The 17,650-nt window shown below is 37.1% G+C and carries 20 protein-coding genes and 2 pseudogenes; 14 read left to right on the forward strand and 8 right to left on the reverse strand.

Translation table 11 applies throughout. From position 1 onward, the window contains the following. The 7 genes from NST21_RS13835 to NST21_RS13865 all read left to right on the forward strand — a co-directional run bounded on the left by NST21_RS13835 (position 1) and on the right by NST21_RS13865 (position 6,409). Complete coding sequence (locus tag NST21_RS13835; protein WP_057213825.1) at positions 1-789, forward strand: SDR family NAD(P)-dependent oxidoreductase; 789 nt, start codon at positions 1-3, stop codon at positions 787-789. A 189-nt stretch (positions 790-978) separates the two neighbouring features. Next, complete coding sequence (locus NST21_RS13840) at positions 979-1,455, forward strand: 2,4'-dihydroxyacetophenone dioxygenase family protein (protein WP_057213822.1); 477 nt, start codon at positions 979-981, stop codon at positions 1,453-1,455. A 225-nt stretch (positions 1,456-1,680) separates the two neighbouring features. Beyond that, the gene (locus NST21_RS13845) at positions 1,681-2,463 is read left to right on the forward strand and encodes an SDR family NAD(P)-dependent oxidoreductase (protein ID WP_340889652.1); all 783 of its coding nucleotides are present in this window, start codon (positions 1,681-1,683) and stop codon (positions 2,461-2,463) included. A 139-nt stretch (positions 2,464-2,602) separates the two neighbouring features. Next, positions 2,603-3,745, forward strand: coding sequence for an acyl-CoA dehydrogenase (locus NST21_RS13850; RefSeq protein ID WP_340889653.1), 1,143 nt, complete (start codon positions 2,603-2,605; stop codon positions 3,743-3,745). Between the two features lie 253 nt (positions 3,746-3,998). Next, a complete protein-coding gene (locus NST21_RS13855; protein WP_057213815.1) occupies positions 3,999-5,183 on the forward strand; it encodes an acetyl-CoA C-acetyltransferase in 1,185 nt (394 codons plus the stop codon). 703 nt (positions 5,184-5,886) lie between these two features. Beyond that, entirely contained in the window at positions 5,887-6,138 is a 252-nt protein-coding gene (locus tag NST21_RS13860) for a histidine kinase dimerization/phospho-acceptor domain-containing protein (RefSeq protein WP_235569429.1), read from the forward strand. Positions 6,139-6,289: 151 nt separating this feature from the next. After that, positions 6,290-6,409 carry a hypothetical protein gene (locus NST21_RS13865; protein WP_340889656.1) on the forward strand — a complete coding sequence of 40 codons (120 nt, stop codon included), beginning with the start codon at positions 6,290-6,292 and terminating at the stop codon, positions 6,407-6,409. Between the two features lie 922 nt (positions 6,410-7,331). Here NST21_RS13865 and NST21_RS28850 read toward each other — a convergent pair. From NST21_RS28850 to NST21_RS13900, 8 genes are all read right to left on the reverse strand, one after another. Next, complete coding sequence (locus NST21_RS28850) at positions 7,332-7,514, reverse strand: sigma 54-interacting transcriptional regulator (protein WP_445670596.1); 183 nt, start codon at positions 7,512-7,514, stop codon at positions 7,332-7,334. Then, a complete protein-coding gene (locus NST21_RS13870; protein ID WP_340889657.1) occupies positions 7,515-7,913 on the reverse strand; it encodes a hypothetical protein in 399 nt (132 codons plus the stop codon). It lies immediately after the preceding gene. Between the two features lie 579 nt (positions 7,914-8,492). Beyond that, positions 8,493-8,810: a hypothetical protein gene (locus tag NST21_RS13875; RefSeq protein WP_340889659.1), complete on the reverse strand. Its 318-nt coding sequence runs from the start codon at positions 8,808-8,810 to the stop codon at positions 8,493-8,495. 798 nt (positions 8,811-9,608) lie between these two features. Continuing rightward, positions 9,609-9,794 (reverse strand): hypothetical protein, encoded by a 186-nt coding sequence (locus NST21_RS13880; RefSeq protein ID WP_056519497.1) that lies wholly within the window; start codon positions 9,792-9,794, stop codon positions 9,609-9,611. Positions 9,795-9,869: 75 nt separating this feature from the next. Continuing rightward, on the reverse strand, positions 9,870-10,139 hold the full coding sequence (locus tag NST21_RS13885; protein ID WP_340889661.1) for a hypothetical protein: 270 nt from the start codon (positions 10,137-10,139) through the stop codon (positions 9,870-9,872). Between the two features lie 51 nt (positions 10,140-10,190). After that, complete coding sequence (locus NST21_RS13890) at positions 10,191-10,394, reverse strand: hypothetical protein (protein WP_056519503.1); 204 nt, start codon at positions 10,392-10,394, stop codon at positions 10,191-10,193. A gap of 59 nt (positions 10,395-10,453) precedes the next feature. Next, entirely contained in the window at positions 10,454-10,615 is a 162-nt protein-coding gene (locus NST21_RS13895; RefSeq protein WP_340889662.1) for a hypothetical protein, read from the reverse strand. Continuing rightward, complete coding sequence (locus NST21_RS13900) at positions 10,612-10,770, reverse strand: hypothetical protein (protein WP_157443762.1); 159 nt, start codon at positions 10,768-10,770, stop codon at positions 10,612-10,614. The genes NST21_RS13895 and NST21_RS13900 overlap by 4 nt, the downstream gene beginning before the upstream one ends. A gap of 234 nt (positions 10,771-11,004) precedes the next feature. Between NST21_RS13900 and NST21_RS13905 the strand changes: the two genes are divergently transcribed. From NST21_RS13905 to NST21_RS13935, 7 genes and pseudogenes are all read left to right on the forward strand, one after another. Next, the gene (locus tag NST21_RS13905) at positions 11,005-11,154 is read left to right on the forward strand and encodes a hypothetical protein (RefSeq protein ID WP_157444317.1); all 150 of its coding nucleotides are present in this window, start codon (positions 11,005-11,007) and stop codon (positions 11,152-11,154) included. Between the two features lie 63 nt (positions 11,155-11,217). After that, positions 11,218-11,412, forward strand: a complete 195-nt coding sequence (locus NST21_RS13910; RefSeq protein WP_340889665.1) for a hypothetical protein — start codon at positions 11,218-11,220, stop codon at positions 11,410-11,412. Further along, entirely contained in the window at positions 11,409-11,615 is a 207-nt protein-coding gene (locus NST21_RS13915; RefSeq protein ID WP_340889667.1) for a hypothetical protein, read from the forward strand. Before NST21_RS13910 ends, NST21_RS13915 begins: the two co-directional genes overlap by 4 nt. Then, positions 11,593-11,880, forward strand: coding sequence for a sugar phosphate isomerase/epimerase family protein (locus NST21_RS13920; RefSeq protein WP_340892553.1), 288 nt, complete (start codon positions 11,593-11,595; stop codon positions 11,878-11,880). The genes NST21_RS13915 and NST21_RS13920 overlap by 23 nt, the downstream gene beginning before the upstream one ends. 472 nt (positions 11,881-12,352) lie before the next feature. Next, positions 12,353-14,482: an ATP-dependent Clp protease ATP-binding subunit gene (locus NST21_RS13925; protein WP_340889669.1), complete on the forward strand. Its 2,130-nt coding sequence runs from the start codon at positions 12,353-12,355 to the stop codon at positions 14,480-14,482. 538 nt (positions 14,483-15,020) lie between these two features. Further along, positions 15,021-16,892: pseudogene (gene pulA / locus NST21_RS13930) on the forward strand (type I pullulanase); the annotation flags it as partial. 277 nt (positions 16,893-17,169) lie between these two features. Next, positions 17,170-17,630 (forward strand): annotated as a pseudogene (locus NST21_RS13935) (2Fe-2S iron-sulfur cluster-binding protein); the annotation flags it as partial. Between the last annotated feature and the right edge of the window lie 20 nt (positions 17,631-17,650).

The raw sequence follows: 17,650 nt of genomic DNA on the forward strand, positions 1-17,650 counted from the left end.
ATGTCATTGAACCAATTGTTTGATTTAAATGGTAAGACAGCAATCGTTACCGGAGGCGGCAGCGGGTTAGGGCGTGTAATGGCACTGGCGTTGGCAGAAGCCGGAGCAAACGTTGTTGTATGTTCACGGCGTTTAGAAGTTTGCGAAGCAGTTGTAAAAGAAATCGAGGCGTTAGGAAGACAGGCACTTGCTCTATCATTGGATGTCACAGATCGGGAATCTGTCGTTCAAGGTGTGGAGAAAGCGGTTTCTCATTTTGGGGAAATCAAAATTTTAGTCAACGGGAGCGGAACAGTTTTTGAGTCTCCTGCTACGGATATGCCTTTAGAACAATGGCAAGCTATGCTGGATACAAATGTGACAGGAACATTCTTGATGTGTCAGGCAGTTGGTAAACATATGATTAATAACGAATACGGTAAAATCATTAACATTTCTTCTAGTATCGGTTTTAAAGGTGTTGACCCGGAAGCTGTAGATTCTGTCGGATATACAACTAGTAAGGGTGCAGTCATGACTTTAACGAAGGATCTGGCAGTTAAGTGGGGACGACATGGAGTGTATGTAAATTCAATTGCTCCTGGAGTTTTCACTACAGGAATGAATAACCCAGAAATACCGGGAACACTTGTACACAAAGCAGGCCCTTTCATTGCCTCACAAGTTCCAGTTAGAAGATTAGGCAGTGACAATGATTTGGTAGGTGCACTCCTTTACTTTGCTTCAGCAGCATCTGATTATTGTACTGGACAAATTTTGACTCTTGATGGTGGACTTGGGGCTAAGTAAATTTCATCCAAATAACGTGTTTGCGTAAATTAATCATACTTAATTGCAATTAAAAAAAATCAATTTTACTTAACTGAAAATTAAGAATATACTGAAATTAATAAATTCGAACCCAGTTAATTTGCTTGCTGATGAAAGCGATAACAATATGCGAATTTAATAAATATTTATTGGAAGAGGGGATTTTAAGTGGGTAATTTAAAAGATGTAAAAGAAGTAGAAGTATTTCATGCAGGTAATGTTAGTGTAGATGAATTGCCTTGGATTCCATATTTTGGAGATGCGAAATTTAAATTGCTTAAAGCCAACCCTGTGACAGGACAAACGGTTACTTTATTATCTGTTCCTGCGAAAATGCAGCTTCCGGCCCATTTCCATCCTGGAACAGTCATTGTATATACCGTCCAAGGGACTTGGAGATATCTCGAGGAGCCTTGGATCTCCAAACCTGGTGACATGGTTTATGAGCCTGCAGGCTCCAAACATACGCCGACAGCTGTAGGGGATGAAGATGTTATCACCTTCAATATTGTAGAAGGAACATTAGACTATATAGGTGAAGAAGGAGAAATTCTTGCCAGAGACAATTGGGAAACATTCCTGAAAAGATACTATGAACATTGCGCGGCTGAAGGAATTGAACCTATTGATGTGACTAAATTTTGATAATTTGATTAATAAAAAAAAGAGAAGTCCGGCGTCCACTTGACGAAGAGGCTTCTCTTTTTTCTTGGCTTTTTCATTTTTAATATTAGTCATAATAATTTACAAATTAATATTTTTAATTTTATTTTATTAAAACTTATAAGTATAATCATTAACATAATAATATTTTTAAAATTTTCAATATTCTAACTTAACAGATAATAATACTAGGAGGAATAATGATAAATGACAGCAGAGACGGTTTTGATTACTGGTGCTACAAAAGGGATCGGATATGAATTCACAAAAGTTTTTGCAGGGCATTGTTATAACTTGGTATTAGTTGCCAGAGATTCGGCGTTGTTGGAACAACAAGCCGAGAGTTTAAAAAAGGAATATGGCGTGCAAGTGAATACTTTTGCAGGCGATCTGAGCAGTCATACAACGGTAGAGAGCTTGCATCGATACTTGAAAAGCGAAGGAATCGACATCGATATTTTGATTAATAATGCTGGAGCTGGCGGATTAGGGTTGATGACGGAATTGGATATTCAAAAAGAAATGGAATACCTGCAGCTCAACATGATCTCGCTCACGTATTTAACTAGACTTATTACGGATGACATGGTGAAACGAAAGCAAGGTAAAATTTTAAACGTGGCTTCAACAGCAGCCTTTCAGCCAACTCCACGGATGTCGATGTATGGGGCCAGCAAATCTTACGTCTTATTCTTTACGGAAGCAATTGCGGAAGAACTTAAAGGAACCGGAGTTCAAGCTTCTGTATTATGTCCCCCTTCTACCAAAACGCCGCTCACGCAAGGGTTGGCTTCAACAAGAACAAAAATTTTCATTAAGAACTTAATAGAACCGCAAGCTGTTGCCAAGTGCGGATTTGAAGGGTTAATGAAGAATAAAACTGTGATCATTCCAGGCTTTAAAAATAAACTCATGGCTAAATCTGTGGGATTGCTGCCAAGGAAATGGGTAACCATCTATACCCGAAAGCTTATCGAACAAAAAGTGTAAATAGCATTAAAGTCCTATCCTTGAAAGGGTTGGAGTTTTTTAAAGTATTATCTTTATAGATTTACGATGGCAAATAGCTTGCATAGTTTTTCAGAAGATATCATGTTTAGAATAACAAAATCAAAAAAGGGGACTAATGATGAATTTTTTATTATCTAAGGAACATCAAATGATGCAAAAAATGGTGCGAGAGTTTGCTCTAAACGAATGTGAACCTACTGCTGCTCAACGTGATGAAGAGGAATACTTTGATATCAAGATTTGGCACAAGATGGCGGAACTTGGTTTATGCGGCATTCCTTGGCCAGAAGAGTACGGAGGTGCAGGTGCCGATTACTTGAGTTATGTGATCGCGGTGGAGGAATTGTCTCGAGTGGACGCTTCAATTGGGACCGCACTTTCTGCACATACATCGTTAGCCGGATGGCCGGTTTACAAGTTTGGAACGGAACATCAAAAGCGAAAATATTTGCGGGCCATGGCGGAAGGAAAAAACATGGGTGCGTATTGCTTGACGGAATCTGGATCCGGATCTGATGCCAGTGGAATGAGAACAACTGCCGTTCTAGACGGAGATGAATGGGTCTTGAACGGATCGAAGATTTTTATTACCAACGGAGGCTATGCCGACATTTATATCGTTTTCGCACAGACCAACTCGACACTAAAGCATAAAGGCATTTCTGCGTTTATTGTGGAAAAGGGCTTCCCAGGTTTCTCGGTAGGAAAGAAGGAAAAAAAGCTAGGCATTCGCTCTTCCGCCACGACAGAGGTCATTTTTGAGGACTGCCGCGTTCCAAAGGACAATCTTTTGGGCCAAGTGGGTGAAGGGTTCCAGATTGCCATGATGACTCTCGACGGCGGTCGGAACGGAATCGCTTCCCAAGCTGTTGGGATCTCTCAAGGAGCATTTGATAATGCTGTCGCATTTGCAAAGGATCGCGTCCAATTTGGAAAACCGATTAGCTCACTTCAAGCTATTCAATTCAAATTAGCCGATATGGCCACAAAAATCGAAGCTGCCCGTTTATTGACGTATCAGGCAGCATGGCGTGAGGATCAAGGAATTCCTTACGGTCTTCAATCTGCAATGTCCAAACTATTTGCTGGAGACACCGCCATGGAAGTAGCGGTAGAGGCTGTTCAAGTATTCGGCGGATATGGATACACAAGGGAATACCCGGTAGAACGATATATGAGGGATGCTAAAATCACCCAAATCTATGAAGGGACGCAAGAGATTCAGCGTCTTGTTATTGCCGGAAATCTGCTTAAAGCATAGAAAAAACTCAAAATTAACGAAAACAGGAATGTAATCTATTAAAAAGAGGTGAATGGGCTTGTCAAACGTGAAAGATATACTTGGGCATGAGTTAGAGCCTTACAGCATGGTAAAGGACGAATTAGTAGTAATTGCGAAAATTCCGTTAATTCACCGTCATTAAATAGTGTTTGATGAGAGTAGATATGAACCATGTATTATGAAGATTTACAAGTTGGAGAATCAAACAACCTTCAATAAAGGAGAATGAATTATGAGTCATGTTTATATTTTAGGTGGAGCTAGGACGCCATTCGGGAGTTTTGGAGGGGTATTAAAGGATATTTCTGCCATAGACCTTGGAGTGATCGCAAGTAAAGGAGCTATTGAAAAAAGTAATATTTCAGTTGAAGAGGTTGAGCATGTTTTTGCAGGGAATGTGATACATACTTCGAAAAATGCCTCTTACCTATCCAGGCATATTGCTTTGAATGCTGGAATTCCAATCGAGAGCCCCGCTTTAACTCTCAATCGTTTATGCGGTTCTGGATTGCAAGCGGTCGTATCGGCAGCTCAGTCGATTATTTTAAAGGATGCTGAAGTCGCCCTAGCCTTGGGAACCGAAAATATGAGCCAATCTCCTCACGTATTACGAGATGTCCGCTTTGGTACGGGTCTACAGTCTCCACAAATGGACGACATGCTTTGGGCGACTTTGAGCGATGAATATATAGGGTGTGGGATGGGAGTAACAGCGGAAACTCTTGCTGAAAAATATGAACTAACCCGAGACGATCAAGATAGTTTGGCTGTCCAATCACACCAAAGATCAGCAAAGGCCCAACTGACGGGGCGATTTCAACAAGAGATTTCCCCTGTCACGATATTCACCAAAAAAGGAAAAGAAATAACCATTTTAGATGATGAACATATTCGCCATAATACTTCAATTGAAGGATTAGCGAAACTGAAACCAACCTTTAAAAAGGATGGGACCGTAACGGCAGGTAATGCAAGTGGTATTAATGATGGGGCAGCTGCATTAATACTTGGAAGTGAATCCTTCCTTCAAACCAATCACAATGTGAAGCCATTGGCAAGAATCATATCCTGGGGGATTGCGGGGGTAGACCCAAATATTATGGGGATTGGACCAGTTCCTGCTAGTCAATTAGCTTTACGGAAAGCCGGACTCAATATTGAAGATATCGATTTGTTCGAAATCAATGAAGCATTCTCTGCCCAGTATCTTGCAGTAGAGAGAGAGCTTGGATTGAAACGGGAAAAAGTTAACGTCAATGGTGGAGCAATCGCATTAGGTCATCCAGTTGGTGCTAGTGGAGCTAGAATTATATATTCATTGGCCCTAGAGTTACGGAATCGAGAAAAGAAGTATGGACTAGCTTCCCTCTGTATTGGAGGAGGACAAGGAATCTCAGTAATCATTGAGGCTCTATGAACATGTTTGATTGGGGTACACCAGGCATGGAAGATAAAAATATGAAATTAGATGATTATATTATGGACTACATCCCACGAGCAATGCGAAAGCCTTACGGAAATCGAATGCGGAGGAAGTGTCCATTCTGGGATACTGCATAGGTGGTACAATAACATCAATATTTGCAGCTCTGCACCCTGAGCTACCAATTCGTGGCCGTCAGGTTAATCTTGAGACAATCACTGCGAAAGTGCTCAACTTATCAGGTGAAATTGACATCATTACTCAACCACATTAAGTAGAAGCATTGATGAATCACATTTCCAGTAAAGATCCAAAATTACCAGTAGGGCATAAGTCAATTGCTTTTGGAAGTAAAGCTTCAAAAATAACGTATCCAACGATTGTTGATTGGTTAGAAGAAAGATCCAAATAAAGGTAAATAATGTTAATGAAAAGAAGCCAATTCTATTAGTTTAGTATTTATAATGAAAACACTCACAGATTCCCAGCATTAATTTTAGTGCTGCAAAATTTAACAGGAGTTTTGTAAGTGTTTTCAATATCACGTCAACCATGTAAAAAAAATCGTGAACCGTTTAAGTATAGTGGGAATTAGGTTGATTTTTTTAACTAAATTGTTAATCTCTCTTTATTTTGCCTTTTTGTTATTATGCCTCTAGTTATACGTTCGTTTATCAATCATAAGCCAAGTAATAAAATGACTTTTGGTCGGTTTTTATGCTGGAATTTTTACGATCTTCCTAGTTTTGCTATTTATAAAGTAGTGGCGCACGAAATAAGAAATCCTCTGATAACCATAAAAGGTTTTTTTCAACTTTATAAGAAGGAAAATAAATCTGCTGAGGATATTGAATTGCTCCTAAGTAAACTGGAAAGAATTGAAACGATTACGAGCGAACTTCGTTCTTTGGGAAACCTCAAGCTGTCCAACTACTCCGTATGGATATAAAGAAAATACTCTTGATATACTTTCACCTCAGTTCATTATGAATGATATACAATCTAAACTGTTTGTAGAATAATCTCCTATTTTTATAACTTGTGAGAAGAATCAATTAAAGCAGGTATTCATTAATGATATAAAGAACGCTATAGAAGCCATGAATGGAGGAGGTGAAATTCATATCCAAATTATAAAAGGTCAAGATGGCTCGTGTATTATTTCACTTCAAGATCAGGGATGTGGCATACCCGTAGAGCTGCTCCCTGGTTTAGGCTAGCCATTTTACACATTAAAAGAAAAGGGCACCGGACTAAAATTACTTAACAGTACAATGGCAGTATTTCCTACCTTAGTAAAGTGAACGAAGGAACTTTAATTGAGCTTACGTTACCATTGGCGAGTTAAATGTGTCATATAGGAGAAATTGAAAAGGCTGCAGTGAAAGAAATCAATAATAATGGATAAAAATATGGAATTGGTAAGTGTAGTATTGAAATCTTAATGAAGGGGTGAAACTATGTGGATCTGTAGCACACACATGAAAGAATCATTGCCATTGTTAGATACTCCACATGTCAGCAAGGCTACGTACCAAATTAAATGTTCGCTCTGTGATAATTTTGCTATTGCAAAAATTTATTATTCCCACCAAACTTACTATTTTTCTAAAAATCAATCTAAAAATTATTCATCTAAAAATTCCCTCAAAATGTTTTAGCAGGAGTTACGGGCTAGGCTTCGGGAGGGATGGGTATCGCATTAAGTGCCATATCTGAAAAATATCTATAAGCTGCAATATATACAATATTCCACCCGAAGTTATGTTTAAGAAACGGCTTTTTTACGGATATTAATTCTTTATTTATATCTTTTCATTTTCGGTTATACTTTACAGTTCAGATCCTTTCAACTACATGGGCTGAGTGAGCAATCCTCATAGGGTCTTTTTTCTCTTAAAGGGGTCCTGCCGATAGTTATATTATCTAAGAACAACTTGTAAGATTCGGACTATAAATAATAGGGTAGGGGCTTTAAGGCTCATATATTTATTGGCCATTTGTAAAGAGCTATTTTTAGCAATTATTACATGTATTTAGCTACCATTATTTAGCCTTACCAAGTGAGAGAAGCATAGATGGTATCTTATGTTTTAATTTCTACACACAAAAAAGAAGACTAGAAAATCTTCTCCTTTTCATTTAATCCTTTTCACGATAATTGGTTCTTCTTTCTCCTAGCTGTTTCACAGCCTTTTTAGCCTTCACCTGCTCCTGATCAGGTATCGCTCCGCAGTTAATTTTAATTAATGGACCTTTTCGTTTTCTTTGCTCGTGAATGAAATTAGCCAGGACATCTTTCCCGACTCCAGATTCTCCTAACAGTTATATCGGTAAGTCATTCTCAGCAAACCTTTCTGCAAGCGACATTACCTGCTTCATGTTCATACTCTGATAAATAATATGCTGTTGATTGCCTATTTCATTCCGCAACCTCTCTAAGTTCTTTTGATACATGTCTTTGATTTGTTGTGTTTCTTCAAGTTCTTTTTGCAGCCGGTTCATTTCTGTTATATCTCGTAGGTTGGAAACAACGAACAGTATTTCATTATCTGCATCTAAATAATGAGTGGCTGTTACGATACACTTATTCCCGTGTTCATATTCAATAATTGTCGTACAAGCTTGTTTCGTTTCAAGGACAATCGCAGCACTAGTTTTTGGAACCGCCATCATTTCTACAGCATCGTAAAAAACATAGGAATTAATAAATGCATGAGACAAATTAAGGCTTCATTAGTGAGAATCGGATAACCTTCGTACAATCAGAAAAATACACTGTCTAAGTAGAGGATGGAGAAAAGGCACTAACCATTGTGTTGGTGTCTTTTTTTATCTTTTAAAACTGATTCTGGTTCATTATCTATAAGTTTATTTGAAGAATAGCTTACAAGCCACTGATTCTAATATAGTAGGAAGCATGACCGCGTATGACTATAATAAATCCATTAAATGTATTAGCAGATTTCGTGATTGATCAATTAGATCTTCGGGAGAAACCCTCAATGAAAATATGTTTGAAGTTTTAGTGATTTGAAAAAAATTAATCGGATTTATAAACTAGGACATTAGAGAGTGAATATAAAAAAACATGCAGACTTCACCTGGAAAAATCAAGTCAAAGGTGTCTACAGGCTGTAAAACCACAATTTAAAAATAAGAACGTTAATTCTCCCCCTAATTAGGGGCGATTCAACTGTCTGATGAAACTAAAGGGTCCTAAGTATATAAGCTAATGTGAATTTTGCGTTTTACTAAGAATCGCATCAGAATTGGGGAAATCCATAAGCAGAAAGATTTTTCTTAGTTTTCTTTATTTCGTATTTGTTCACGGATTGTTTCAAGTTCTTCTAAGGATAGATCACCTAGAGATTTTTTTATTTCTTCTTCAATCCTTTTTCGATCAAGCTCCCTATATTTATTCCACCAGTCTCGTAATCCGTCCGTGTTTTCTAGTAGATATTCAATGTCAATTTCTTCTTGTTCATCATCGGATAAATACTTCATGACGGCACCTAACAATCGGTTGAGTTGAACTATTTCATTTTCCTTAACTAATGGTGGGACCTTATTTTCATTCTCTTCATTATCTTTGTTTGCCGGTACATTTCGAGGTGTCATATATATTATCCTCCTGTTTTTAATAGTAGTGTTCCTAAAAGAATGGAATTCAATTTATTTCTAATTAATTTTCTATAGTCGTTACTATTCCCTGAAAAATCGTGTTGCAGAGAAAAGATATTAACATTTATGCTTATTACTAATTTCAACATATACCTTGTTAGAATATAAAATATAACCGTCAACCTGTAAATTAGTGATAAAAGTAAGGTAGAATGGTAAGAAAGGTATCTTAAAAGGATATAAATGGAAATAAAAGAAGGGAAGCTCTAAGTTATTCCTACGAAAATTGTTAAGTACGGAGATTATTTAAAATACATACATATAGCAGTTACAGTCCGTCATGGGAACTGGCGTATATCCATCCTCAGATTTCTCTCAATGTACGAGTTAAGTAACTGGGGACAACTGAGGTATAATTGACACTTGAAATCCGAGGAGTGTTGTTGTACCAATGATTACAAACGAAAACATTAAGCATGTGGCTATTTATTTGCGACTATAAAGAGATGAAGAAAACCGAGGGATTAAAAAAATCCTCGCTAGCCACAGAAATTCATTAACGGAACTTTCCTATGAAAACGAATAGAAACTCACTAAGTTATAACTAATATTTCAATAATGAAAACAAAAAAAGACGCCCCGTTGTGGGACGCCCGATTCATTCACGTGCAAGTTGTTGACGAATGGGTCTTAGACGGCGATTACACGCAATTTTCATTATCTAGTGAAGCACGTCAACCAGGGCGGTTTAGTGAAGAAATAAAAAAACATCCCCGAAAGGATGTCTGTTTTCATTTATTCATTATCCTTTTCAATTTTCATTTCGTTCACTATATTTCTGAGTTTTTCGGCATACTCTTCACCTGTAAGAATACCCTTTTTTTTCAATAAATTCACTAAAGTTAAAACTGTGGCCATTTGTATGTCTTGCGGGCTTAATTTGCCAACATCCAAATTTTTAAATTCATCTTGAGCATTCATATTATCACTTCCTTCCATTTACTTCATTTCAACAAATGGAACGGTTTTACTTGCTTAAAAAAAGGACTCCGCTTATTAAGCGGGGGTCCTTTTAATATTCATATTCACCTTCAATTGGTTTATACCATTCATAATCATATTTTTGTTCCTCCGCAATTTTAATTTTTTGATATTCATCTTTTGGACCTTCCCAACGCCATGGTCAACTTCAGTTGATTTAGGATTCGTATGCGGGGTTGTGTCCAAGAAAGCACTGCTCAAGAACATTACTCCATAACCGAATATCATGGTCATGACGGTGAAAATGTAGCCAGCTAATATTAGAAAATTTTTAATTGGTAGCATACCTCCTGTGTTATGTAATTTTCTAAGGTCATTTCAAATGACCTTAGGATTTCAACTATATAAAATCCGACTTTCAACATTACGCAGCTCTCCAGATGAAACACTGTCAGCCACAATATATTGTAAAGTTCTCGTGGCTGTCATTCGTTTGTCTGGATGTTTCAATTGAAGATGCTGTTGTATCGCTCGAAAGAGTTCATTATTCTCCGGTCGGTTAGCGTTATATATTTCTTGTAAACTATTTGGCTTTTCCATGGCTTCTCCTACTTTCCAATGACTAATATTCGTACAGGCGGTACTTGATACGTAGTTCCTCAAGCTCCGCTTTTTTCTTCATAATGTACAAACAACATCAAGTAGATTGCCAATAGAAGGTGCAAATAAAGTGGAATATTCTTATCGTTTTGAATGACAACAAATATGAAAATTCCATATAGCAAAATTGGAATGGTTAAAAGGATTCTGAGCTTAGTCAAATGTCATCCCCCCATTTATCCTCAATTATTAATACATCGAGCATTTGAGCAACCTGAAAATCCTTTTCGGCAATCGCACTAATTAAACTTGTACAATTATTCTCCTTAAGAACATCTGCTAACAATTGTAAGTCCATAGTCATTATTGGTTTCATAGTAACTCCTCCTAATATACTAAAAATTCTGATACTTTAATACTAATTCACCAAATTGTAGCTAGCAACCTTTATAAAAAATAAATTTATTCATATATGGTTAATCGTCCTTACTTTTTAATTTTTTTCAATATAATGACGGAGTGAAATAATTTAAAAAAAGTGTGTAACTTCTACTGACTTTTACACTCAGTATGTATAGATACTATATAAGCACAAAAAGGAGAATATCAGATGAAGAAAATTAAACAAAACAGAAGTGAACGTGTAGGGACGCAATTTACCAAAAGCGACATGGAAAAGATCATAGAATTCGCAGAGGATTACGGTAGTATTTCCATTACAAAAGCTGTGGAATTATTAACCAAAGGATTATCCAAATAACAAAAAGGGAGTCGTTCTAATGAATTACGTAGATATTTTGATAATTGGGTAGCAGAATCGAATTTGGAACACTTAGTGCGCCAAGTTGATGACATTTGTTCTCTAATTATCAAACTTCCTCCTTCGATACAGGAAGAAGGACAGCAATTTCCAACGCCTTATCTTGTACTAATTGATTGGGGACTGATGAAAGGGATTACACAGCTGGTCACCCAGATGATGCAAAACGTTTATCTCCAGAGGGATGGAACAATATGATGACTCATATCCGGATATTGGCAGAGCGTGCATGGACAAAATATGGAGTACGATCGGTAGTTCATCCTCATGCTGGTGGCTATATCGAATTTGAAGATGAAATAAAGAAACTTATGCAGGATATTCCACATGAAATTGCAGGACTTTGCCTTGGACACAGGACAACTTTATTATTCAAAAATGGACTCCGTACATTGGCTTAGGGACTGTGCAAATAGACTGGATTATATACATTTTAAAGATATTAATCTAGATAATTATCAAAAAGTAATGACTGAGTGTATCCGCTTTTTTGTTACATGTGGCAAGGGAGTTATGTGCCCTATCGGACAAGGCATCATTGACTATAAATCCATTAACAGGTTACTGAAAGAAATCGATTATCATGGGTACATTACTGTAGAGCAAAAGCGTGATCCTAGAAATTGTGATAGTAGTCTACGAGATGTTAGCCAGAGTTTGGCTTAATTGAAGAGTATTGGTTTTTAATCATAAATACAATATGAGAAAAAAATTATGATTAATGGGGAAAAAATTATAAGAAAATCGGTTCTGATGCAAAAACTCAAGATAATCTCAATAGATGCTAAATCTTGATGTTTTACATCAAAATCAAAATAATGTTGTTTGAATTTTTTATTTTCACAATTAACTAATATACTTGTACTCCGATATATTTATCATATCTTTATAAGGAAATTGCAACCAACTTCTGAAGATGAAATACAGATAATTTGGATGAAGCCCTATTTCTATAGAAATAGGGCTATTATGGATTACCGATATGGCTGTTATTAATAGAAAAAATTTGAGAAAACAATCCAAAAGAATTTCCAGTCAAAATTATTGAAAGTCAAAGAAGGTCAATGTATAATAAAGTCAGAAAGTCAAAGAAGGTCAAAGTTGATTCATAAAAACAAACTTTAAGGAGGAGTACTACATGCTTTGTGAAAAATGCCATGTAAACCAAGCTAATATTCAAGTACATCTAAATATGAATGGTCAGGAGCATGATGTTATGCTGTGCTCCACTTGTTATAAAGAAGAAAGAAATAAACTTGGTGCAGCTATGGGAGGAAAAGATTTAGGGAACTTCCAATTTAATGGATCCCACAATTTATTCAATCCCTTTAATAATAGTAAAATCCCTCAACCGGAACCTGCTCAACAAAGCGGCGGAAGAGGATTATTAGAAGAGTACGGGCAGAATCTGACAGATGCTGCTAAAGCCGGCCTAATTGATCCGGTTATCGGCAGGAATGAAGAAATAAAAAGAGTGATTGAAGTTCTAAATAGACGTAATAAAAATAATCCAGTATTAATAGGTGAACCTGGCGTAGGTAAAACAGCGATTGCTGAAGGACTTGCTCTAGCCATTGTTGAAGGTGCAGTTCCTGTTAAATTGCGTAATAAGCTGGTGTATATGCTTGATATCGCTTCACTTGTTACAAACACTGGAATCCGGGGACAATTCGAAGAACGAATGAAGCAATTAATCAGTGAATTGCAGGAAAGAAAGAATGTCATTTTATTCATTGATGAAATTCACCAAATTGTCGGTGCTGGTTCAGCCGAAGGATCGATGGATGCTGGGAATATCTTAAAACCCGCACTTGCACGAGGTGAACTTCAGCTGGTGGGAGCGACCACTTTGTCTGAATATCGGAAAATTGAAAAAGACGGAGCACTTGAACGCCGCTTTCAACCCGTTCAGGTTAATGAGCCTACAACAGATGAAGCATTGGTTATTTTGCAAGGTTTAAAAGACAGTTATGAAGCGTATCATGGGGTCACATATAGCAAGGAAGCGCTGAAAGCAGCTGTTGAACTTTCAAACCGCTACATTCAAGACCGTTTTCTACCTGACAAAGCAATCGACTTAATGGACGAGGCAGGTTCTAAATTAAACTTGACCATTGAAGATGGACAGGAAGAGGTTATGAAAGAACGTCTTGCAAATATCTATAAGGAAAAAGAGCAGGCCCTAAATGAAGAAGACTATGAAAAAGCAGCTGTACTTCGGGATGAAGAAGAAAAACTGGAAAAATCATTGCAAGCTGGAGTAAATTCAGTTAAACCAAACGTCACTGTCGAAGATATCCAAAAGATTATCGAACAAAAAACTGGAATCCCTGTAGGCAAGCTGCAAGAAGATGAGCAGGAAAGAATGCTTCATCTTCAAGAGGAGCTAATGAAAAAAGTAATTGGGCAGGAAGAAGCAGTCAGAAAGGTTGCGAAGGCCGTCCGAAGGAGTCGTGCCGGTTTGAAGTCCAAAAACCGTCCCACTGGTTCTTTCCTATTCGTTGGTCCGACAGGAGTTGGGAAAACTGAATTAGCGAAAACCCTTGCTTTGGAATTGTTTGGTGATAAAGAAGCCATGATTCGCCTTGATATGAGTGAATTCATGGAGAAACATAGTGTTTCCAAATTAATTGGTTCTCCTCCTGGATACGTAGGACATGAGGAAGCAGGCCAATTAACTGAAAAAGTTCGTCGTAAGCCTTACAGTATTATCTTATTGGATGAGATTGAAAAAGCACATCCAGATGTGATGCACATGTTCTTACAAATTCTAGAAGATGGCCGGTTAACTGATAGCCAGGGACGTACTGTTACCTTTAAAGATACCGTCATTATCATGACATCTAATGCTGGAGTCGGGGAAAAACAAAAAGTAATGGGATTCGGTACAAGTACAGCCGTAGATGAAGCTTCTATCCTACAATCATTAGGCAGTTTTTTCAAACCGGAATTCCTGAACCGATTTGACAGCATCATTGAATTCTCAGCACTGAAGAAGGAAGACCTTTTGCAAATTGTTGATATTATGATTCAGGATCTTGACAAAACACTTACTTCTCAAGACATATCGTTGGTCGTAACAGATGAAGCAAAACAAAAACTGATCGAGTTAGGTTATCATCCATCATTCGGGGCAAGACCGCTCCGCCGTGTTCTTCAAGAACAGCTAGAAGATGGCATTACTGACTATATCTTTGATCAGCCTAAAGTGAAAAACTTCATGGCAGTTGTTGAAGATAATCAGGTTAAAATAATCAAAACACCATAAAGAGTACTAGAAATGCCTCCAAGACCGTAAAACTGTTATGGAGGCATTTTTTTTTATCACTTTTTAAGGTATAGAATTTCAATATGACTATTTAAAAGACAAAGAGAGGTATATTCTACACAGACGTAGAATTTTATGTAAAAGTAGTACAGGTTTATGATTTTTGGAACAACTTAGATAAACTAAACTATAAAAAATGGACATCGAGATTCTCAATTATTCCTGAACTTATTTCGGGTGATAATACGTATTATTGATAAATGAATACATCAAGTTTATTAACATATCCCTGAGACCCTAGGGCGTTAGAATCATATTGAAAATATCACACTGATTTTTGATAGCAACCCTTCATAAAAAGGAAATAATAAAAATATATGAAATAAATTCCTGTTTTGAAATAGGAATTTCATTGGAGGAATGACCTATTAAAGATTCACTTTCTTATTTTGAAGAGGAAAATACCAATCAAACACCTAATGATAAAGATTTCGATAATAAGTCGGATGTCCTACCCATTGCAAATACTCAAAATCCTGAAGAACTGGATAATCTTTATTACTATGAAGGAAAAGACTTAGGAAATTCCTATTTAAAAGATAAAACTTCCTTCCGGTTATGGGCTCCCACTTCATCTGAAGCTAAGCTCGTTACTTATAAACGTTGGGATGATACAGATGGAATAGAAATTGATATGCAGCGTTCGGAGAAGGGAACGTGGATTGTTGAAATATCCGGTGATCAGGATGGGTTGATTTATACATATAAAGTGAAAGTGGGCGATGTATGGAATGAAGCTGTGGATCCCTATGTCCGGGCAGTGACGGTAAATGGGAATAGAGGTGTTGTAATAGATTTAGCAGACACCAACCCAGAAAAGTGGACAAATGATAAACCTGCGCTGAATAGCCCTGAGGATGCAATTATCTATGAAATTCATATCAGGGATTTATCGATCCATCCTGAAAGTGGAATTCAAAATAAAGGGAAATTTTTAGGAGTAACCGAAATGGGTACCAAGGGTCCTGAAGGAGTTAAAACTGGTCTCGATCATATTAAGGATATGGGTGTGACTCATGTACAATTTATCCCCATTTTTGATTTTGCTACTGTCAATGAATTGAAATTAAATGAACCTCAATATAATTGGGGATACGACCCAAAGAATTATAATGCACCAGAAGGGTCTTATTCGACTGACCCCTTTCAACCAAAGCTCAGAATTCGTGAGGCGAAGCAGATGATCCAAGCATTACATGATAAGGGATTACGTGTAATTATGGATGTAGTTTACAATCACGTATATTCGGTGGATGATTCTAGCTTTAACAAACTTGTACCTAACTATTTTTTTCGCTTTAACGAGGACGGCACACTATCCAATGGTACCGGTGTAGGAAACGATACAGCGTCCGAACATAAAATGATGCGTAAATTTATCGTTGAATCTGTGATCTATTGGGCGAAAGAGTTTAAACTCGACGGCTTCCGTTTTGATTTAATGGGGATTCATGATGTGGAAACGATGAATGAAGTGAAAAAAGCTGTTTGTGAAATTGATCCGACTATTATTGTTTTAGGAGAAGGGTGGGATATGAATACCCCATTGTCTCAGGATCAGAAAGCGAATCAAAAGAATGCTTATAAAATGCCTGGTATAGCCCATTTTAATGACGCTATCCGGGATGGGTTAAAAGGCTTTGTGATGAATGAACATGATAAAGGCTTTATCAATGGCAAACCAGGGATGGAAGATATCATTAAAAAAGGGATTGCTGGTGGATTGAAATACGATGATCATATAGCAACCTATCAAAACCCAGCCCAGGTCATCAACTATGTCGAAGCTCATGATAATTATACATTGTGGGATAAGCTTATAATTACCAATCCAGATGCGACTGAGCAAGAACGCAAACAGATGCACAAACTCGGTTCTTCAGTGGTATTACTGTCACAGGGAATTCCAATGATCCATGCTGGACAAGAATTTATGCGAACAAAGGATGGGGATGAAAATAGCTATCAATCATCTGACTGGGTTAACCGATTGGATTGGAAAAGGAGAGCGGAATTTGATAATGAAGTAGAATATTTAAAAGGACTAATTTCGCTTCGAAATAATATTTCCGCTTTCAGGTTAAGGACAGCTGAAGAAATCGAGCAGCATTTAACATTCCTTGAAGCTCCTGCGAATGTGATTGCATTTTCTCTAATGACAGAACATTCAACGATTGTTGTTATTCATAATGCAAACTGGGAAGCTGTAAATATTACACTTCCATTTCATGGAGATTGGTCTGTTTTAGCGAATGGTCAGCTGGCGGGTCTTGAAGAAATTGAAAGGATTCAGGGGAGTCATATAACCGTTTCCCCTTTAAGTTCATATGTGTTGAGAAGTAATTTGTAAAATAGTGATTCGAAGTGAATGATAGGTTATCACTCACTTCGAATTTGTTTTTTTAGCTTTCCATCGAAATGTTTACTAAAAAATGGAATAGTGAAATAGCTAATAATGTTGAAATATAATCTCTCATCATTAATTAAGTTTAAGGAAAATTTGCCAGGGTAGAAAATATTGAATGAATAAATTTTCTCGTTTTTTTAGTGAGGAAAGATTATTTTGCCTGAGAAAGTTCATATAATTATTAATGAGGCTGAGGCCATCCTGAACGGTAATTTAAACAATTTTACATATGCTAACAAATAGTTCGATTGAAGTTCCGAATGTATGTTACCATTCAAACTTAGGCCCGATTTAGACATGATACATGTCATGTCTCGTGAATGTTAATGGAGCGCTTGTGAGATCGTGTTCTACCGAAATCAAAGATGGGGATGTAATTGATACAGTTGCACCTGATGTCAAAGAAGCATAGGTTATCGCAATGTTCAAGATACTGTATAACCATGAACTGTACTGTACGGTTTGTGATTACAATAATGGGGGATGTGAAATACATAATACTGTTCATGAAATAAAAGTAAATCATCAAAGTGTTCCATTTGATAAAAAACCGTATGTAGTGGATAATTTAAATCCATTTTCCGTTATGATTCGGACCAATGCACCCTTTGCGGCCGTTGTGTAGAGGCTTGTCAGGATGTACAAGTCACTGAAATTTTAACTATCGATTGGGAAGCAAAATGGCTCTGAGTTATTTGGGA

This window comes from Peribacillus sp. FSL K6-1552 (genome assembly GCF_038005205.1).
Lineage (GTDB): Bacteria > Bacillota > Bacilli > Bacillales > DSM-1321 > Peribacillus > Peribacillus butanolivorans.

Excerpts from the sequence above, each read along its gene's own strand:
- NST21_RS13835 (WP_057213825.1), top strand. The coding sequence starts at position 1 with ATGTCATTGAACCAATTGTTTGATTTAAATGGTAAGACAGCAATCGTT.
- NST21_RS13845 (WP_340889652.1), top strand. The coding sequence starts at position 1,681 with ATGACAGCAGAGACGGTTTTGATTACTGGTGCTACAAAAGGGATCGGA.
- NST21_RS13850 (WP_340889653.1), top strand. The coding sequence starts at position 2,603 with ATGAATTTTTTATTATCTAAGGAACATCAAATGATGCAAAAAATGGTG.
- NST21_RS13855 (WP_057213815.1), top strand. The coding sequence starts at position 3,999 with ATGAGTCATGTTTATATTTTAGGTGGAGCTAGGACGCCATTCGGGAGT.
- NST21_RS13860 (WP_235569429.1), top strand. The coding sequence starts at position 5,887 with ATGACTTTTGGTCGGTTTTTATGCTGGAATTTTTACGATCTTCCTAGT.
- NST21_RS13865 (WP_340889656.1), top strand. The coding sequence starts at position 6,290 with ATGAATGGAGGAGGTGAAATTCATATCCAAATTATAAAAGGTCAAGAT.
- NST21_RS13875 (WP_340889659.1), bottom strand. The coding sequence starts at position 8,810 with ATGACACCTCGAAATGTACCGGCAAACAAAGATAATGAAGAGAATGAA.
- NST21_RS13880 (WP_056519497.1), bottom strand. The coding sequence starts at position 9,794 with ATGAATGCTCAAGATGAATTTAAAAATTTGGATGTTGGCAAATTAAGC.
- NST21_RS13885 (WP_340889661.1), bottom strand. The coding sequence starts at position 10,139 with ATGCTACCAATTAAAAATTTTCTAATATTAGCTGGCTACATTTTCACC.
- NST21_RS13890 (WP_056519503.1), bottom strand. The coding sequence starts at position 10,394 with ATGGAAAAGCCAAATAGTTTACAAGAAATATATAACGCTAACCGACCG.
- NST21_RS13900 (WP_157443762.1), bottom strand. The coding sequence starts at position 10,770 with ATGAAACCAATAATGACTATGGACTTACAATTGTTAGCAGATGTTCTT.
- NST21_RS13905 (WP_157444317.1), top strand. The coding sequence starts at position 11,005 with ATGAAGAAAATTAAACAAAACAGAAGTGAACGTGTAGGGACGCAATTT.
- NST21_RS13915 (WP_340889667.1), top strand. The coding sequence starts at position 11,409 with ATGATGACTCATATCCGGATATTGGCAGAGCGTGCATGGACAAAATAT.
- NST21_RS13920 (WP_340892553.1), top strand. The coding sequence starts at position 11,593 with ATGGACTCCGTACATTGGCTTAGGGACTGTGCAAATAGACTGGATTAT.
- NST21_RS13925 (WP_340889669.1), top strand. The coding sequence starts at position 12,353 with ATGCTTTGTGAAAAATGCCATGTAAACCAAGCTAATATTCAAGTACAT.